This window comes from Rhizobium sp. LjRoot258 (genome assembly GCF_964254185.1).
Taxonomy (GTDB): domain Bacteria; phylum Pseudomonadota; class Alphaproteobacteria; order Rhizobiales; family Rhizobiaceae; genus Rhizobium.
Map to the genome: position 1 here is coordinate 924903 of NZ_CAXUST020000001.1, position 15392 is coordinate 940294.

Annotated in this window: 16 protein-coding genes; 7 read left to right on the forward strand and 9 right to left on the reverse strand. The window is 60.6% G+C overall.

Annotated elements, in window-relative coordinates; genetic code table 11:
• Positions 1 to 19 precede the first annotated feature (19 nt).
• The 6 genes from rplI to ACSQ9D_RS04570 all read right to left on the reverse strand — a co-directional run bounded on the left by rplI (position 20) and on the right by ACSQ9D_RS04570 (position 5752).
• Positions 20 to 595, reverse strand: a complete 576-nt coding sequence (gene rplI / locus ACSQ9D_RS04545) for a 50S ribosomal protein L9 (RefSeq protein WP_436281325.1) — start codon at positions 593 to 595, stop codon at positions 20 to 22.
• A gap of 21 nt (positions 596 to 616) precedes the next feature.
• Positions 617 to 1600: a membrane protein gene (locus ACSQ9D_RS04550; protein ID WP_047520252.1), complete on the reverse strand. Its 984-nt coding sequence runs from the start codon at positions 1598 to 1600 to the stop codon at positions 617 to 619.
• A 156-nt stretch (positions 1601 to 1756) separates the two neighbouring features.
• Positions 1757 to 2005, reverse strand: coding sequence for a 30S ribosomal protein S18 (gene rpsR / locus ACSQ9D_RS04555; RefSeq protein ID WP_004680498.1), 249 nt, complete (start codon positions 2003 to 2005; stop codon positions 1757 to 1759).
• Between the two features lie 12 nt (positions 2006 to 2017).
• Positions 2018 to 2482 (reverse strand): 30S ribosomal protein S6, encoded by a 465-nt coding sequence (gene rpsF, locus ACSQ9D_RS04560; RefSeq protein ID WP_024316467.1) that lies wholly within the window; start codon positions 2480 to 2482, stop codon positions 2018 to 2020.
• 255 nt (positions 2483 to 2737) lie between these two features.
• Positions 2738 to 4513, reverse strand: a complete 1776-nt coding sequence (locus ACSQ9D_RS04565; protein WP_436281326.1) for an adenylate/guanylate cyclase domain-containing protein — start codon at positions 4511 to 4513, stop codon at positions 2738 to 2740.
• A 195-nt stretch (positions 4514 to 4708) separates the two neighbouring features.
• Complete coding sequence (locus ACSQ9D_RS04570; RefSeq protein WP_436281327.1) at positions 4709 to 5752, reverse strand: aldo/keto reductase; 1044 nt, start codon at positions 5750 to 5752, stop codon at positions 4709 to 4711.
• Positions 5753 to 5958: 206 nt separating this feature from the next.
• Here ACSQ9D_RS04570 and fabD point away from each other — a divergent pair, with 206 nt between their 5' ends.
• The 7 genes from fabD (at position 5959) to gmk (ending at position 12477) form a co-directional block, all read left to right on the forward strand.
• Positions 5959 to 6903 carry an ACP S-malonyltransferase gene (gene fabD / locus ACSQ9D_RS04575; RefSeq protein ID WP_436281328.1) on the forward strand — a complete coding sequence of 315 codons (945 nt, stop codon included), beginning with the start codon at positions 5959 to 5961 and terminating at the stop codon, positions 6901 to 6903.
• Positions 6904 to 6932: 29 nt separating this feature from the next.
• Entirely contained in the window at positions 6933 to 7670 is a 738-nt protein-coding gene (gene fabG / locus ACSQ9D_RS04580) for a 3-oxoacyl-[acyl-carrier-protein] reductase (protein WP_436281329.1), read from the forward strand.
• A 290-nt stretch (positions 7671 to 7960) separates the two neighbouring features.
• A complete protein-coding gene (locus tag ACSQ9D_RS04585) occupies positions 7961 to 8197 on the forward strand; it encodes an acyl carrier protein (RefSeq protein ID WP_003547058.1) in 237 nt (78 codons plus the stop codon).
• Positions 8198 to 8291: 94 nt separating this feature from the next.
• Positions 8292 to 9554, forward strand: coding sequence for a beta-ketoacyl-ACP synthase II (gene fabF, locus ACSQ9D_RS04590; RefSeq protein WP_436281330.1), 1263 nt, complete (start codon positions 8292 to 8294; stop codon positions 9552 to 9554).
• Between the two features lie 117 nt (positions 9555 to 9671).
• A complete protein-coding gene (gene mltG, locus ACSQ9D_RS04595) occupies positions 9672 to 10907 on the forward strand; it encodes an endolytic transglycosylase MltG (protein WP_037117316.1) in 1236 nt (411 codons plus the stop codon).
• 15 nt (positions 10908 to 10922) lie between these two features.
• Complete coding sequence (locus ACSQ9D_RS04600) at positions 10923 to 11810, forward strand: YicC/YloC family endoribonuclease (RefSeq protein WP_436281331.1); 888 nt, start codon at positions 10923 to 10925, stop codon at positions 11808 to 11810.
• Positions 11811 to 11814: 4 nt separating this feature from the next.
• Positions 11815 to 12477: a guanylate kinase gene (gmk, locus tag ACSQ9D_RS04605; protein ID WP_436281332.1), complete on the forward strand. Its 663-nt coding sequence runs from the start codon at positions 11815 to 11817 to the stop codon at positions 12475 to 12477.
• Here gmk and rsmA read toward each other — a convergent pair.
• The 3 genes from rsmA to ACSQ9D_RS04620 are packed head-to-tail and all read right to left on the reverse strand — an operon-like array spanning position 12474 to position 15282.
• Complete coding sequence (gene rsmA / locus ACSQ9D_RS04610) at positions 12474 to 13301, reverse strand: 16S rRNA (adenine(1518)-N(6)/adenine(1519)-N(6))-dimethyltransferase RsmA (protein WP_436281333.1); 828 nt, start codon at positions 13299 to 13301, stop codon at positions 12474 to 12476. The two genes, gmk and rsmA, sit on opposite strands and share 4 nt — an antisense overlap.
• Positions 13301 to 14326 carry a 4-hydroxythreonine-4-phosphate dehydrogenase PdxA gene (pdxA, locus tag ACSQ9D_RS04615; RefSeq protein ID WP_436281334.1) on the reverse strand — a complete coding sequence of 342 codons (1026 nt, stop codon included), beginning with the start codon at positions 14324 to 14326 and terminating at the stop codon, positions 13301 to 13303. The genes rsmA and pdxA overlap by 1 nt, the downstream gene beginning before the upstream one ends.
• A gap of 5 nt (positions 14327 to 14331) precedes the next feature.
• Complete coding sequence (locus ACSQ9D_RS04620) at positions 14332 to 15282, reverse strand: peptidylprolyl isomerase (protein ID WP_436281335.1); 951 nt, start codon at positions 15280 to 15282, stop codon at positions 14332 to 14334.
• Positions 15283 to 15392 lie beyond the last annotated feature (110 nt).

Genomic DNA, 15392 nt, shown 5'->3' on the forward strand with positions numbered 1-15392 from the left:
GAGAAGATCTCTCGGAAAATTAAGCTTCCTCGCCTTCAAGGTCAGCTTCCGGATCGAAGAAGTCTTCCGGACGAAGAGCGTCTTCGTCAACGCCGTAGATGGCGTCAACGGAGGTGAGGGTTTCACCCTTGGACTGACGGCCAGCTTCTTCAGCCGAACGAGCAACGTTGAGCTCGACGTGGATTTCGACTTCAGCATGGAGCTGCAGCTCAACCTTGTGCAGGCCGATCGACTTTATCGGGGTGTTCAGGTGAACCTGGTTGCGGCCGATGTTGAAGCCTTCTGCAGCGAGAATTTCAACGACGTCGCGAGCAGCGACCGAGCCGTACATCTGGCCGGTTTCGCCAGCCGAGCGGACGACGATGAACGACTTGCCGTCGAGAGCGTCGGCAACCTTTTGTGCTTCCGACTTGCGCTCGAGGTTACGAGCTTCGAGCGTTGAACGCTCGGATTCGAAACGCTTCTTGTTGGCTTCGTTGGCACGAAGCGCCTTGCCGAGCGGCAGGAGGTAGTTGCGAGCGAAGCCGTCGCGAACCTTTACGGTTTCGCCCATCTGGCCGAGCCTGGAGATGCGTTCAAGAAGAATGACTTCCATGTTCGTGTTCCTTTCGTGTCTCTAGATTTTCGTGTCTGTTTGTTTGGGGGCATCGACATCCTTGTGCGGGGTCAGTGCGATGGCCTTGCGGGTATCGCTCAAGCCCACCACGAGGATGAAAAAGGCTGGCACCATCAGGATGAGCGATGCCAGGTAGCAGAGGATGAGCGCCGGCAGGCGCCAATCCCTGCCGCGCGTGCGAAAGTGCAGCGCGGCGAAGCCGGAAAGCAGGAAGCCGGCGCCGAAGGTGCCGACGACGGTTGCTCCGATCATCGCCGGCATGCCACCGAAGAAGGTGGCGGCAAGACCGACGAGAAAAACGAAGATCGAATTGCGGTTCATGCGCAGCGCCGAGGGGATATCCTCGCGTGGACGCAGGCCGCGGCCGGATGCGCTGACGATCCGGGTCGCGATGTAATAGGCGGCAAACAGCATCACGACCCACATGCCGCCCTGAATGGCGGGCAGCATGAGCAGAACGAGGGATTTGGTCTGCGCCGTTACCGCCGGATCGGGCGAAAACTCGGGCTGCTGCTGTGCAAGCGAGCCGAACATCACGTCCACGAGCCGATCGATGAGATCTGGGCCATAACCGATCATCAGGCCGACGACGATGACGGCGATCGTCACCAGGCCGCAGAGGTGCAGCAGAATGTCCGAAAGCGGATACCAGGCCATCAGATGATCGGGACCGCCGAGTTCGGAGGCCGGGCGGGCAAGGTTTGCAAGGTGGCTGAGCCAGCCAGCCGGCAGCAGCGTGACCAGCGTCATCATCAGCGCGAAGGACGGCGAGATGGCGATCGCGCCAACTGTCGCCGCAGTGACGACGGCGGAGATGGCCGCCATGTTGCCCCAGCCGAGGCCGACAAGAAGAATGGGAAGTGCGGACGCAGCATAGAGAACGGCACTGAACGACGGCTGCATGCTGGCGCCAAGCACCAGAAGTGCGGCGGTCAATCCGGCGAGCGCGCCGATGCCTAGCGTTTTTGCGTTCAGTTGCTTCACGGTCGCTGTCCTGCTTCATCGAGCAGTTAGAGGGACTTTCCTGAATCGGTTTCAGAAAGGCCTCAACATGGGTTTTAAGAGTTCCGATCCGCGCCCATCGCGAAAGGGAGAAGGGAAGGCATCGCTGCCTTCCCTCGATTTGGCCTCGTCAGCTAATTAAGCGACGACATACGGCAGCAGGCCGAGGAAACGAGCGCGCTTGATCGCCTGAGCGAGTTCGCGCTGCTTCTTTTGCGAAACAGCCGTGATACGGGAAGGAACGATCTTGCCGCGCTCGGAAATGTAGCGCTGCAGGAGACGGACGTCCTTGTAGTCGATGCGCGGAGCGTTTGCGCCGGAGAACGGGCAAGTCTTGCGACGACGATGGAACGGGCGACGGACCGGAGCGGAGGAAGCTTCAGACATTCTTAGATCTCCTTATGCACGGTCTTCGCGCGGACGGCGCGGACGATCTTCACGGTCACCGAAGCCACCTTCACGCGGCGGGCGAGGACCACGGTCGCCGAAGCCGCCCTCACGCGGGCCACGGGCGCCATCACGCGGGCCGCGGTCGTCGCGGTCGCGCTTCTGCATCATGGCAGACGGGCCTTCTTCGTGCTTTTCAACAGCGATCGTCATATAGCGCAGGACATCTTCGCTGATGCGCATCTGGCGTTCCATTTCCTGGACGGCAGCTGCCGGTGCATCGATGTCCATCAGGGCGTAGTGAGCCTTGCGGTTCTTCTTGATGCGGTAGGTGAGGGACTTGAGGCCCCAGTTCTCGATGCGCCCGACCTTGCCGCCGTTAGCTTCGATCACACCCTTGTACTGTTCTACGAGGGCATCGACCTGCTGAGCGGAAATATCCTGTCGGGCAAGGAATACATGTTCATAAAGAGCCATGACAGCTTTGCCTTTCTTGCGTTGGTTCAACCCGATATTCGGCGGCTAAGCCTCAACGACTGCTCCTGAGAGGCGGCAAGCACCAAGCAAGAAAAGCGTTCCGAGACGGTCGAGAGCGGAGACACGGGAGGCTGGAACGCTTCCGTTCCGACGATTCTCTTGCGAAAACCGGCCCTCCGTTCAGCCACCAGCCAGAAGACCGGGTTTGCGAACAGGGCGGCTTATACGGATTTTTGGCGGAAACGCAAGTGACAGTCAGCAATGTTGTCGCTGCGAGCTCAACGACGGAAGCCCCGCCTTGCGCAGGCCGTCGACAAAATGGTCGTAATGGCTGGGGGCGACATAAGGTGTCAGGATCTTCCAGTAATGCTCGAGATCGGCTGGCACGTTTGCCAGGATTTCCGGGATCAGCCTCTGCGCTTCCTCCTGGCGTCCGAGCTGCCCCAGGCTGGCAAGAAGTACAACGCGATTGAAATAGGCGCGGCGGAGCGAAAGACCTCGCTCGGAGTAATGCACGGCCTCTTCGTAGTTGCCCAAGTGATAGTGCGATAGCGCAATACGGTCGAGAATGAGATAGGCCAGCGGATCGTGTGGGCTTAGCCTTGTGGCCATATAAAGGGGGTCCAGAGCTTCGGCAAAGTGACCGTTGAATATCCGCGCCCAGCCGAGACCCATATGCGCGAGGGCGAAATTGGGATTGAGGTCGATCGCCTGCTGGGCGGCCTCAATCGCCGCCGGCGCGTTATGGGCTACGAAATGCGCAAGGCACATCGCGTAGTGCGAATAGGGGTCACGCGGGTCGAGCGTGACGGCGCGCTCCGCCTCTATTCGCAGCTCTGTGCTATCCCTGTCCACGTCGTCGCTGAAACCATGGAAGCATCGGGCGTAGAGTGAGCGGGCAAGCATCATATGGGCGCGTGCAAAATCGGGATCGAGCTCGATCGCGCGGCGGTGCCAGGCAATGGCCTCGATGAAATGCTCGACCGTATCCTGCGCGTTATGGAGCCAGGTGCCGCGCATATGGCTCTCATAAGCGTCCAGATTGTCCGTTGTCCTTATCAGGGCACGCCGGCTTTCACCAATGAGGATTTCCGGCTCGATTGCGCCGACGACATTCTGCGTCAGTTCGTCCTGAATGGCGAAGATATCGGATATTTCCCTGTCGTAGCGCTGCGCCCACAGGTGAACGCCGCTTTCGGCCTCGATCAGCTGCCCGGTGACACGGACGCGCGTCCCGGACCTGCGGACACTTCCCTCGACGAGGTAGCGGACGCCGAGATCACGCCCGATCTGCTTCACGTCGACGGCGCGCCCCTTGTAGGCGAACGATGAGTTCTGGGCGATGACGAAAAACCAGCGGTAGAGCGAGAGCGCCGTGATGATGTCCTCGGTGAGGCCATCGGCAAAGAACTCCTGTTCCGGGTCGTCAGACATGTTGACGAAAGGCAGCACGGCGATTGAGGGCTTGTCCGGAAGTCTGAGCGGTCCACCGAGCGCGCCCGTTTCCACCGGGTCTTCCCGACCCCAATGGACCCGATGCACTGGCACCGGGCGAGGAATGTTCTTCAGCGTGCGGTCGCCCATCGGCACGAGGGGAAAGTCCAGCTTTCCCTCGATCTGCTCGCGCAACCCGCCGGAAATGCAGATTCCGGACGGCTGCGCTACCTCCTGCAGACGGGCTGCGACGTTCACTCCGTCGCCAAGCAGGTTCTCCCCGGAGACGACGACATCGCCGAGATTGAGCCCGAGACGGAATTCCATCCGCCGGTCCGGCGGCAGGTCGGCGTTGCGTCGATGAAGCGCGCGCTGGATCGCGACCGCAGCGCGAACGCCTTGTACGGCGCTTGGGAATTCCGCAACGACGCTGTCTCCGGCGCTGCCGAAGACCCGTCCTCCGTGCTCTCGTACGAAATCGCTGATCGTAGCGGTGTAGATGCTCAGCGTCGCAAGTGCATCTTCCTCGTTGGCTGCAACGAGGCGGCTGTAGCCGGCAACGTCGCCGGCAAGGATGACTGCGAGCTTCCGTTCCACGGTATGTGCGCTCCTGCGGCGCTGCCAGCGCCTTATAAACCTAGCTGAAACGCGCAAATCGGAGAAGCAGAAATTGATGCCTGGGCGAAATCACCGAAACTTGTCGTTGTAAGTGCCGGCGAAAGCCGCACGGCTTCCATGCGTAGCGACGATCTGGCCAGGGAAGGCCAGATCGTTGTGCGTCGTCTGACTGCCCTAGATCGGCATCGGGTACTGGCGGTGAACTTGCTCGATTTCAGCCAGAACCTCGTGTGACAGCTTGAGGCTGACCGAACTTATGTCCGTATCGAGCTGCTTCATCGTCGTCGCGCCGATGATCACGGATGCCATGAAGCGGCGGCTCAGGCAGAATGCGAGCGCCATCGTACAAGGGTCGAGCCCGTGCCGTGCAGCGATATCGAGATAGGCCTTCGTCGGCGCTTCCTGCAAGGGCTGCAAGCGGCCGCCGATGTCGCCGTTGATCGATCCGCGCGAGCCGTCCGGCTTGGCGCCGTCGACATATTTGCCGCTGAGGATACCGCCGGCGAGGGGCGAGTAGGCGAGCAGACCGACGTCCTCATGATGCGACAACTCAGCCAGATCGAGATCGTAATGGCGGTAGAGCAGATTGTACTCGTTCTGGATCGTCGCGACGCGCGGCAGATCGAGCTGTTCGGAAAGCGTTAGATATTTTTGCGTGCCCCATGTCGTCTCGTTGGAGAGACCGAAGGCGCGCACCTTGCCCTCCTTCACCAGTTCGCCCATTGTCTCGAGGATTTCGATGACATTGGCGAGCGCCTTCGCGCGGTCCTGCTTGAAGGGATCGTAGTGCCAAGCCTGGCGGAAATGGAAATGCCCTCGGCTTGGCCAGTGGATTTGGTAGAGGTCGATGTAGTCAGTCTTCAGCCGCTTCAGGCTCGCCTCGATCGCCAAGCGAATGTTGTTGGCGTCGGCGCCGTCGCCGTCACGAATATAGGAGCGGCCGGGACCCGCGACCTTGGTGGCGAGTACGATATCCTTGCGCTTGCCGGTCTTCTGGAACCAGCCGCCGATATACTCTTCCGTCAGCCCCTGCGTCTCCGCGGAAACCGGCGTGGTTGGATAAAGCTCGGCCGTGTCGAAGAAGTTGATGCCTTTCTCGACGGAATAGTCCATCTGCCCATGCGCCTCGACCTCCGTGTTTTGCGTGCCCCAGGTCATGGTGCCGAGGCAGATTTCGGACACGGAAATATCCGTGCGGCCAAGTTTCTTGTATTTCATTTGAGAGCCTTGAAGGTGATCCGGAAAAGAAAAGGTCTGGAAGGACGGCGCAAATCTAGACCGGAATTGTGCAAGCGCAAGAGGCAAAGCCGGGCTTTCTCGCCGCCGCAAAAGCCTTGGAACGCGGGCGTCCGGCACTTGACTCTCTGACAAAGAATGTCAATTGGAGGCGAAACACTCAAAGGCCCATATAAAAGGGACGTCGGATGACCATCGCTTTCACATTTCCGGGGCAGGGCAGCCAGGCTGTCGGCATGGGCAAGGATCTTGCCGAGAATTTCGCCGAAGCACGCGCCGTCTTCCAAGAAGTCGACGAAGCTCTGGGCGAGAAGCTCTCCGAGACCATGTTCAACGGTCCGGAAGACACGCTGACGCTGACCGCCAATGCACAGCCGGCGCTGATGGCGGTCTCGATGGCCGTCATTCGCGTCCTGGAAGCCAAGGGTGTCGATGTGAAGGCGAATGTCTCCTACGTCGCCGGCCATTCGCTCGGCGAATACTCCGCGCTTTGCGCCGCCGGTACCTTCTCGCTTGCGGATACTGCGCGCCTGCTGCGCATTCGCGGCAATGCCATGCAGGCTGCCGTACCGGTTGGCGTCGGCGCGATGGCTGCCATCATTGGCCTCGAACATGCCGATGTCGTCGCCCTCTGCGAAGAAGCCTCTGCCATCGGCTCCTGCCAGGTCGCCAACGACAATGGCGGCGGCCAGATCGTCATTTCGGGCGAAAAGGCAGCCGTCGAGAAGGGCGCCGCGATTGCCAGCGAAATGGGTGCGAAGCGCGCAATCCTGCTCCCGGTCTCCGCTCCTTTCCATTCTTCGCTGATGGCGCCCGCTGCTGAAGCAATGCGCGAAGCGCTGGCGGGCGTGAAGAAGTCGAACCCGGTCGTGCCCTTGATCGCCAACGTGCGTGCCGCGCCGGTGACCGACGCCGACGAGATTGCCAGGCTGCTCGTCGAGCAAGTCACGGGCCAGGTCCGCTGGCGCGAGACGGTTGAATGGTTCGCGGCCAATGGCGCGACGACGCTTTATGAGATTGGCTCCGGCAAGGTCCTGACCGGCCTCGCACGCCGCATCGACAAGACCGTGAACGGCATTGCCGTCAATACGCCTGCCGATATCGATGCGGCCGTTGCCGCTCTGATGGCCTGATTGATTTAACGATTACAAGGAACACTTCCATGCTCGATCTTTCCGGCCGCAAGGCTCTCGTTACCGGCGCATCCGGCGGTATTGGCGAGGAAATCGCCCGCATTCTTCACAAGCAGGGCGCCATCGTCGGCCTGCACGGAACGCGCGTCGAGAAGCTCGAGGCGCTGGCGAATGACCTCGGCGATCGCGTCAAGATCTTTCCGGCGAACCTTGCAGACCGTGACGAAGTCAAAGCACTCGGAGTCAGAGCCGAGGCCGATCTCGAAGGCGTCGACATCCTCGTCAACAATGCCGGCATCACCAAGGACGGCCTGTTTGTTCGTATGAGCGACGAAGACTGGGATAACGTCATCGAAGTGAACCTGACGGCGATGTTCCGCCTGACGCGCGAGCTGACGCATCCGATGATGCGGCGCCGTTATGGCCGCATCATCAACATCACCTCGGTCGTCGGCGTTACCGGCAACGCCGGTCAGGCGAACTACTGCGCCTCCAAGGCAGGCATGATCGGCTTCACCAAGTCGCTGGCTCAGGAGATTGCAACCCGCAACGTCACTGTCAACTGCGTGGCGCCGGGCTTCATCGAGTCCGCCATGACCGGCAAGCTGAACGACAAGCAGAAGGAAGCGATCATGGGGGCGATCCCGATGAAGCGCATGGGCACGGGCGCCGAAGTTGCCTCCGCCGTCGCCTATCTCGCCTCGTCGGAAGCTGCATATATGACTGGCCAGACGCTGCACGTAAACGGCGGCATGGCCATGATCTGAAACGGGAAACTGCCTTCCGGGCAGATTTTCCCCGCAATAGCGTGTTGACCAACCCGATGGGGTTGATTTTCTGGCTTTGCGGCAGACTTAAACCGTGTTAAGCGGGCCATGACTGTGAACAGTCTCCCGAGAAAGCAGACGGACCGGCGGGCTTTTGTGCAAGCCTGGGACATTTCTGGTAGCCGGGTTCAAAGAGTTTGCCGAGGTGGCTTCAAGGGGCGCCGCAGGCTGAAACAGGGTAGGGATGTCACAAGGCATTCTGATCAGGACATAAGGTCGAGGAAACCGACATGAGCGATATCGCAGAACGCGTAAAGAAAATTGTTATTGATCATCTTGGCGTCGATGCCGACAAGGTTGTCGAAAGCGCCAGCTTTATCGACGATCTGGGCGCAGACTCGCTCGATACCGTCGAACTGGTCATGGCGTTCGAAGAAGAATTCGGCGTTGAGATTCCAGATGACGCTGCTGACTCGATCCTGACGGTCGGCGATGCCGTAAAGTTTATCGAAAAGGCTCAGGCTTAATCCTGAGCATTTGAGAAAGGGCGGACCCGGAGTCCGCCCTTTTTATTTTCTGGCATGGTTCTCCAAGAACATAAAAGGCGGGGGAATGCAGTCGATGAGACGGGTCGTTATAACAGGTACCGGTATGGTATCGCCCTTGGGATGCGGAACGGAAGTGACGTGGTCCCGCTTGCTTGCGGGTCAGAACGGCGCCCGCCTGGTCACTGAATTCGAAATCGACGACCTCCCCGCAAAGATCGCCTGCCGCATTCCGGTTGGTGACGGCAGCGACGGCACCTTCAATGTCGACGACTGGATGGAGCCCAAGGAACAGCGCAAGGTCGATCCCTTCATCATCTACGGCGTGGCAGCCGCCGACATGGCGCTGAACGATGCGAACTGGCATCCCCAGACGGACGAAGAGCAGGTCTCGACGGGCGTGCTGATAGGTTCCGGCATTGGCGGCATCGAAGGCATTGTCGAAGCCGGCTATACGCTGCGCGACAAGGGCCCGCGCCGTATTTCTCCATTCTTCATTCCCGGCCGTCTGATCAACCTCGTATCCGGCCAGGTATCGATCCGTCACAAGCTGCGTGGGCCGAACCACTCGGTGGTCACGGCATGCTCGACCGGCGCGCACGCGATCGGCGACGCTGCCCGTCTCATCGCATTCGGCGATGCCGACGTCATGGTCGCGGGCGGCACGGAGTCCCCCGTCAGCCGCATCTCACTGGCCGGCTTCGCCGCCTGCAAGGCGCTGTCCACCCAGCATAACGACAATCCGACCAAGGCATCGCGTCCATACGATAAGGACCGCGACGGCTTCGTCATGGGTGAGGGCGCCGGCATCGTCGTTCTCGAGGAACTGGAACACGCCCAGGCGCGTGGCGCCAAGATCTATGCCGAGGTCGTGGGCTATGGTCTTTCCGGTGACGCCTATCACATCACCGCCCCGTCAGAGGACGGGGAAGGCGCGCAGCGTTGCATGACGATGGCGTTGAAGCGCGCCGGCTTGACGCCCGCGGATATCGACTACATCAACGCGCATGGCACATCGACGATGGCCGATACGATCGAACTCGGTGCCGTCGAGCGCCTGGTCGGCAATGCGGCCTCCAAGATCTCGATGTCGTCGACGAAGTCTGCGACGGGCCACCTGCTCGGTGCGGCCGGTGCGATCGAGGCGATCTTTGCAACGCTTGCCATCCGCGATAACGTTGCGCCTCCGACGCTCAATCTCGACAATCCTGAGCGCGAGACCGCAATTGATCTCGTTCCGCACAAGGCGCGCCAGCGGGAAATCAACGTCGCGCTGTCGAATTCCTTCGGATTCGGCGGTACGAATGCATCATTGGTGCTGCGCCGCTACGTCGCTTGAGTGCAGGCGTCGACGTCCTGACAGTGGGGCTGCACCACGCGCGGCGTGGCCCTACCTGCATTTTGCCGCATTGCTTAGCAAGAAGCGGGACTTAAGGCCAAGTTTAGAGGATTGCCGGTGAGCGATACGAACCACAGCAACGGGACGATCGGCGAGGAAAGCCAGCAGACGCAAAGCGGGCCGATTATTCCCAAGTCGCCGAGCGAGGCGCTTCGGCCGGAACGAGTGCCCGAACCGCCGAAGCGCTCGAAGAAGGCGCGCAGCCAGGTTATCATTTTCCTGAACTTCCTGATGACGCTTGTCGTGCTCGGCTGCGCGGCCGCCGTCTTCCTTTTCTATTACGCGATCTCTGCCTACCAGAATCCCGGTCCGCTGGAGACAAATACGAATTTCATCGTGCGAAGCGGCGCCGGCGTTGCTGAGATTGCCGCAAGCCTCGAACGCAACAACATCGTGTCGGACGCGCGTATCTTCCGTTATCTCACCACGACGCATCTTGATGACGGCGAGAGCCTCAAGGCGGGCGAGTACGAAATCAAGGCGCATGCTTCCATGAACGACATCATGGAACTGCTGAAATCCGGAAAGTCGATCCTTTATTCCGTCGCGTTTCCGGAAGGCCTCACAGTTCGCCAGATGTTCAATCGTCTGAACGAGGATAGCGTGCTGGAAGGTGACCTGCCGACCGTCGTGCCTGCCGAAGGAAGCCTGCGTCCGGATACCTACAAGTTCTCGCGCGGCACGAAGCGGGCCGAGATCATCGAGCAGATGGCTGCGGCACAGCAGAAGCTTGTCGACCAGGTTTGGGATAAGCGCGACCCGTCGCTGCAGCTCAAGTCAAAGGACGAACTGATCATCCTTGCTTCGATCGTCGAAAAGGAAACCGGCGTTCCGGACGAGCGCGCCCATGTGGCTTCCGTCTTTCTCAACCGGCTGGACAAGGGGATGCGCCTGCAGTCCGATCCGACGATCATTTACGGGCTGTTCGGCGGCGATGGAAAGCCGGCGGATCGCCCGATCTATCAATCAGACCTCAAGAAGGAAACGCCCTACAACACGTATGTGGTCAAGGGCCTTCCCCCGACGCCGATCGCCAATCCGGGCCGAGACGCGCTGGAGGCTGTCGCCAATCCCTGGAAGACGCAGGATCTTTATTTCGTTGCCGATGGTTCCGGCGGGCATGTCTTCGCAGCCACGCTCGAGGAACACAATGCCAACGTCAAACGCTGGCGTCAGCTGGAAGCGGCCAAGGGTGCCGACCCCAATATTGTCGTTGACGGACAGCCTGAAAGCCAGACGCAGTCGGATGCGCCTGCCGCGCCGGCTGCCCAGAAGAAAAAGAAAACCAACTGATTTTCGGAGGTTTGCATGGCTTTGCAGTCCATGACCGGTTTTGCGCGGCGTGAGGGCACGAGTGGCCGCTGGCGCTGGGCGTGGGAACTGCGGTCGGTCAACGGCAAGGGCCTGGATCTGCGCTTGCGCCTCCCGCCGGGGCTGGAGCGCATGGAAAATGATGTTCGCCGCCTTGCCGGCGAGCGCTTCAGCCGCGGCAATATGCAGGCGTCGCTTTCCGTCTCCGCCGGCGAGAGCCGCATTGAAACCGTCCTCAATCAGGAAGCGCTCTCCGCCGTGCTCGCCTTGCGTGACCAGCTTGGCGGCATCATCGATCCCGCGCCATTGCAGTTGGATACGTTGCTCGCCATCCGCGGCATCATCGAATTCCGTGAGAGCGAAGACGGCGATGAAGCGATCGCAGCGCGCGATTCCGACATTGTCGAAGGCCTGATCACGGCCCTTGCAGACTTGCGTCACATGCGCGAACTGGAGGGTGCCGCATTGTCGCGTGTACTTCTGGACCATATCGCCACGATCGAAGGATTGACGCAGACCATCGAGCGTGACCCCTCCCGCTCTCCGCAAGAGATTGCTGGCCGACTGGCTGCGCAAGTCGCCTTGCTGATGGACGGTTCGGGAAAGCTGGATCGCGACAGGCTGCATGCGGAAGCCGCGTTGTTGGCCACCAGGGCGGATCTTCGCGAAGAGATCGACCGCCTGAAGGCGCATGTGGTTGCCGCCCGCGACCTGCTCAGCAAGGGCGGTCCCGCCGGGCGGAAGCTCGATTTCCTTGCACAGGAATTTAACCGCGAATCGAATACCATCTGCTCGAAGTCGAACGTCGCTGCGGTCACGGCCGCCGGCATCGAGCTGAAAGTCGCTATCGACCAGTTCCGCGAGCAGGTCCAGAATCTGGAGTAGACCAATGAAGCCGGCGAAAACCGCGCCCATCCCGATAGCCCGCCGCGGTCTCATGCTTGTCATCTCGTCGCCATCGGGCGCCGGGAAGTCGACGATCGCTCGCACCCTGCTGGAAACGGACAAGCAGATCGGTTTGTCCGTCAGTGTGACCACACGCCAGCGCCGGCCAAGCGAGATTGAGGGCATCCACTACCATTTTAAGTCGGTCCGCGAATTCGAACGGCTGCGCGATGCCGACGAATTGCTGGAGTGGGCCGAGGTGCACGGCAATTTCTATGGCACTCCGCGGGAGCCCGTCGAGCAGGCGATGGCAGACGGCCGCGACATGCTGTTCGATATTGATTGGCAGGGTGCACAGCAGCTTCAGGACAAGATGTCAGCCGATGTCGTGTCCATCTTCGTTCTGCCGCCGACGATGACGGAGCTTCAGTCCCGCCTGCATCGCCGGGCCGAGGACACGGAGGAGGTCATCGCGACGCGTCTCGCCAATTCGCGCTCGGAGATCGGGCATTGGCGGGAGTACGACTACGTCATTATCAATGACGATTTGAACTCTGCTTTCGAGGCGGTGCAATCGATCGTTCGTTCCGAACGGCTGCGCCGCGACCGGCGCCACGGCATGTTTGATTTCGTCACAAAGTTGCTTGAGGAAAGGCCGGCTCTTTAAAGGCTGTTGGCAAGCAGGCAGAACTCGGCGACCGACAGCGTCTCGGCCCGCCGTTGCGGGTCAATGCCCACCTTGTTGAGCAGGGCCTCGCCGCCGAGGGGCTTGAGGCTCTGCCGCAGCATCTTGCGACGCTGGCCGAAGGCTGCGTGGGTGACCTTTTCCAGATCAGCGACAGAGCAGGGGATCGGGTTCTCGTTCGGGGTCAGATGAACGACCGTCGACGTCACTTTCGGTGGCGGCGTGAAGGCCTGCGGCGATACATCGAACGCCATATGCGCGTTCGTGCGCCATCCGCAAAGCACGCCGAGACGTCCATAGTGATCGTCCTCTTCGGTCGCGACGATGCGCTCGCCGACTTCCTTCTGGAACATCAGCGTCAGCGATTCCCAGAAGGGAGGCCATTGTTTCGGCAGGATCCAATTGACCAGCAGCTGCGTGCCCACATTGTAGGGCAGGTTAGCGATGATCTTCACCGGACCTTCTGGTGCCAGAGCTTCGAAGTCCGTCTTCAACGCGTCGCCTTCAATGACCTCAAGCCTGCCCGGATAGTGGTCAGCAATTTCGGCGAGGGCCGGTAGGCAGCGAGAATCGCGCTCGACGGCGATCACTTTCTTTGCGCCGAGCGCCAGAATGGCGCGCGTCAGGCCGCCCGGGCCCGGGCCGACTTCGAAAACCGTGACGCCTTCCAGCGAGCCGGCCGTTCGCGCAACCTTTTGCGTCAGGTTGAGATCGAGCAGAAAATTCTGGCCGAGCGCCTTCCGTGCATCAAGGCCATGACGTTGAATGACATCGCGAAGGGGCGGCAGCCCATCCAGGGCAGCCATCAAAGGCGCCCTTCCGCAGTGCGTCCAAGGTGACCGGCGAGCTTCAGGGCTGCAACGAGGCTGCCTTCGCGTGCAAGTCCCTTACCGGCAATGCCGAAGGCGGTACCATGATCGGGCGAGGTGCGCACGAAGGGCAATCCAAGGGTGACGTTGACAGATTCGTCGAAGCCAAGCGCCTTGGCCGGTATCAGTGCCTGGTCGTGGTACATGCAGATTGCGACGTCGTAACGGGCCCGAGCCTCGTCGTGAAACATGGTGTCGGCGGGCAGCGGCCCGATCGCATTGATGCTTTCGGACCTAAGGAACTGGATGGCCGGCTTGATGACCGCTTCATCCTCTTTGCCGATCGTGCCGTCTTCTCCGGCGTGCGGATTGAGACCGGCTATTGCGAGCCGCGGCTGCTCGATCCCGAAGCGACGCCTAAGGTCGGCATCAGCGATCCGGCAGGTCTCGACGATAAGTTCCGCCGTCAGCGCCTGAGGCACGTCCTTGAGGGGAATATGGATTGTGACCGGAATGGTGCGGAGCCTTGGACCGGCGAGCATCATCACCGGCATGGCCGTTTGTCCCGTCGCTCGTTTGGCGAGATCGGCCAGAAATTCGGTGTGTCCCGGGAACGGGAAGCCGGACTCGTAAAGCACCGACTTGGCGATTGGATTGGTGACGACGCCGAGCGCCTCACCTGACATCGTCAGCGAGACGGCTGTTTCGATCGCAGCGATCGTGGCCTTTGCTGTTGCGACGTGGGGCTCGCCGGCCACAACCTCGATGCCTGCAGCGATGGGAAGCACGGGGATGGCATCGGCAAAGACGTTATTGGCGTTGGCACAATCGCTCTCGCGAATGGCAACCGTCAGCCCGAGCACTTTGGCACGCAACGCCAGCACATCAGGGTCGCCAACGAACACGAACGGAGGGAGCCCGAGCTCCCTGCGCCGCATCCAAGCCAGCAATGTGATGTCGGGGCCGATACCGGCCGGATCGCCCTGGCTCAGCGCGAGCGGACGCGAGAACGGAATCGCCATCTTGCTCAGGGGCGCATGATCTGCGCCTTCTTGCGCAGCTCTTCGAGATATTTCTGGGCATTCGGGTTTTCCGGAGGCGCGTTCTTCCCTGCCTTCGCCTTGTCGAGGTCTTCCTGGCGGAACACCATTTCCGCTGCCTGATCGTCGGACACCTGACGCTGGCTGCAGATGGCGATGTATTCCACACCCCTGTCGGTCACGCGCGTCGCCGTCGTGTTGCCCTTGGCCTGCTCGACAAGCGGCTTCCACTCTGCCGGAAGTTCGGGTGCCATAACGCGGCCGAGGTCGCGTACCGATACGTCGCGCATCGTTGCGGCAAACACCTTTGCCTGCTCGCAACCCGGATACTTCGACCGCGACGCCTCGGCTTCGCTCTTGCGCTTGCCGACGATGCCCTTCTTGCTGGCGGGGACGACGAAGATCATCTGCTGCAGAATATATTCCGTGGTTTCCGGCTTCTGCTTGTTCTCCATCATGCGGGCAACGAGGTCGGAATTCGACATACGTGCGCTCGAGCCGTAGCGCGCATTGACGAGGCGCGGCCAGCTCATCTGCACGGCAATGAAAGCCTTGAAATGAGCGACACCGACGCCGGCACGTTCGAGAATCTGCGTCATCTGATCGGTCGTCAGCTTGTTGCCGCTCGCAAACCGCGCGAACGACGCTTCGACGTCGTCCTTGGAAACCGACATGCGCACGCGCGCGATTTCCTGCTGCTTCAGTGTTTGGTCGACCAGCTGTTCTTCGGCCGCCTTCGCATCAGCATTCTGATGCTGCAGCTTGAGGAATGCCTGGCGCTTGGCGACATCACCACTGGTTATTGCCGTGCCGTTGACGACCACCCTGACTTCGCTTGCTGCAAAAACTGCTCCCGTCTGCGGTGAGGCAAACGCTGCCAGTATTGCGAAAGCCGCGCCGGCAATCATCGTTTTGACGGTTCTTTTGGCGCCAATCATCTATCGACCCTTCCCATTGACGCCGCGTACTCACGTCGCGGCGCGCATACCTTCTCAAGACAAACGGGCGTTGCCGCTGTAAATTGAAAATTCAGCATATGCCCTAGATA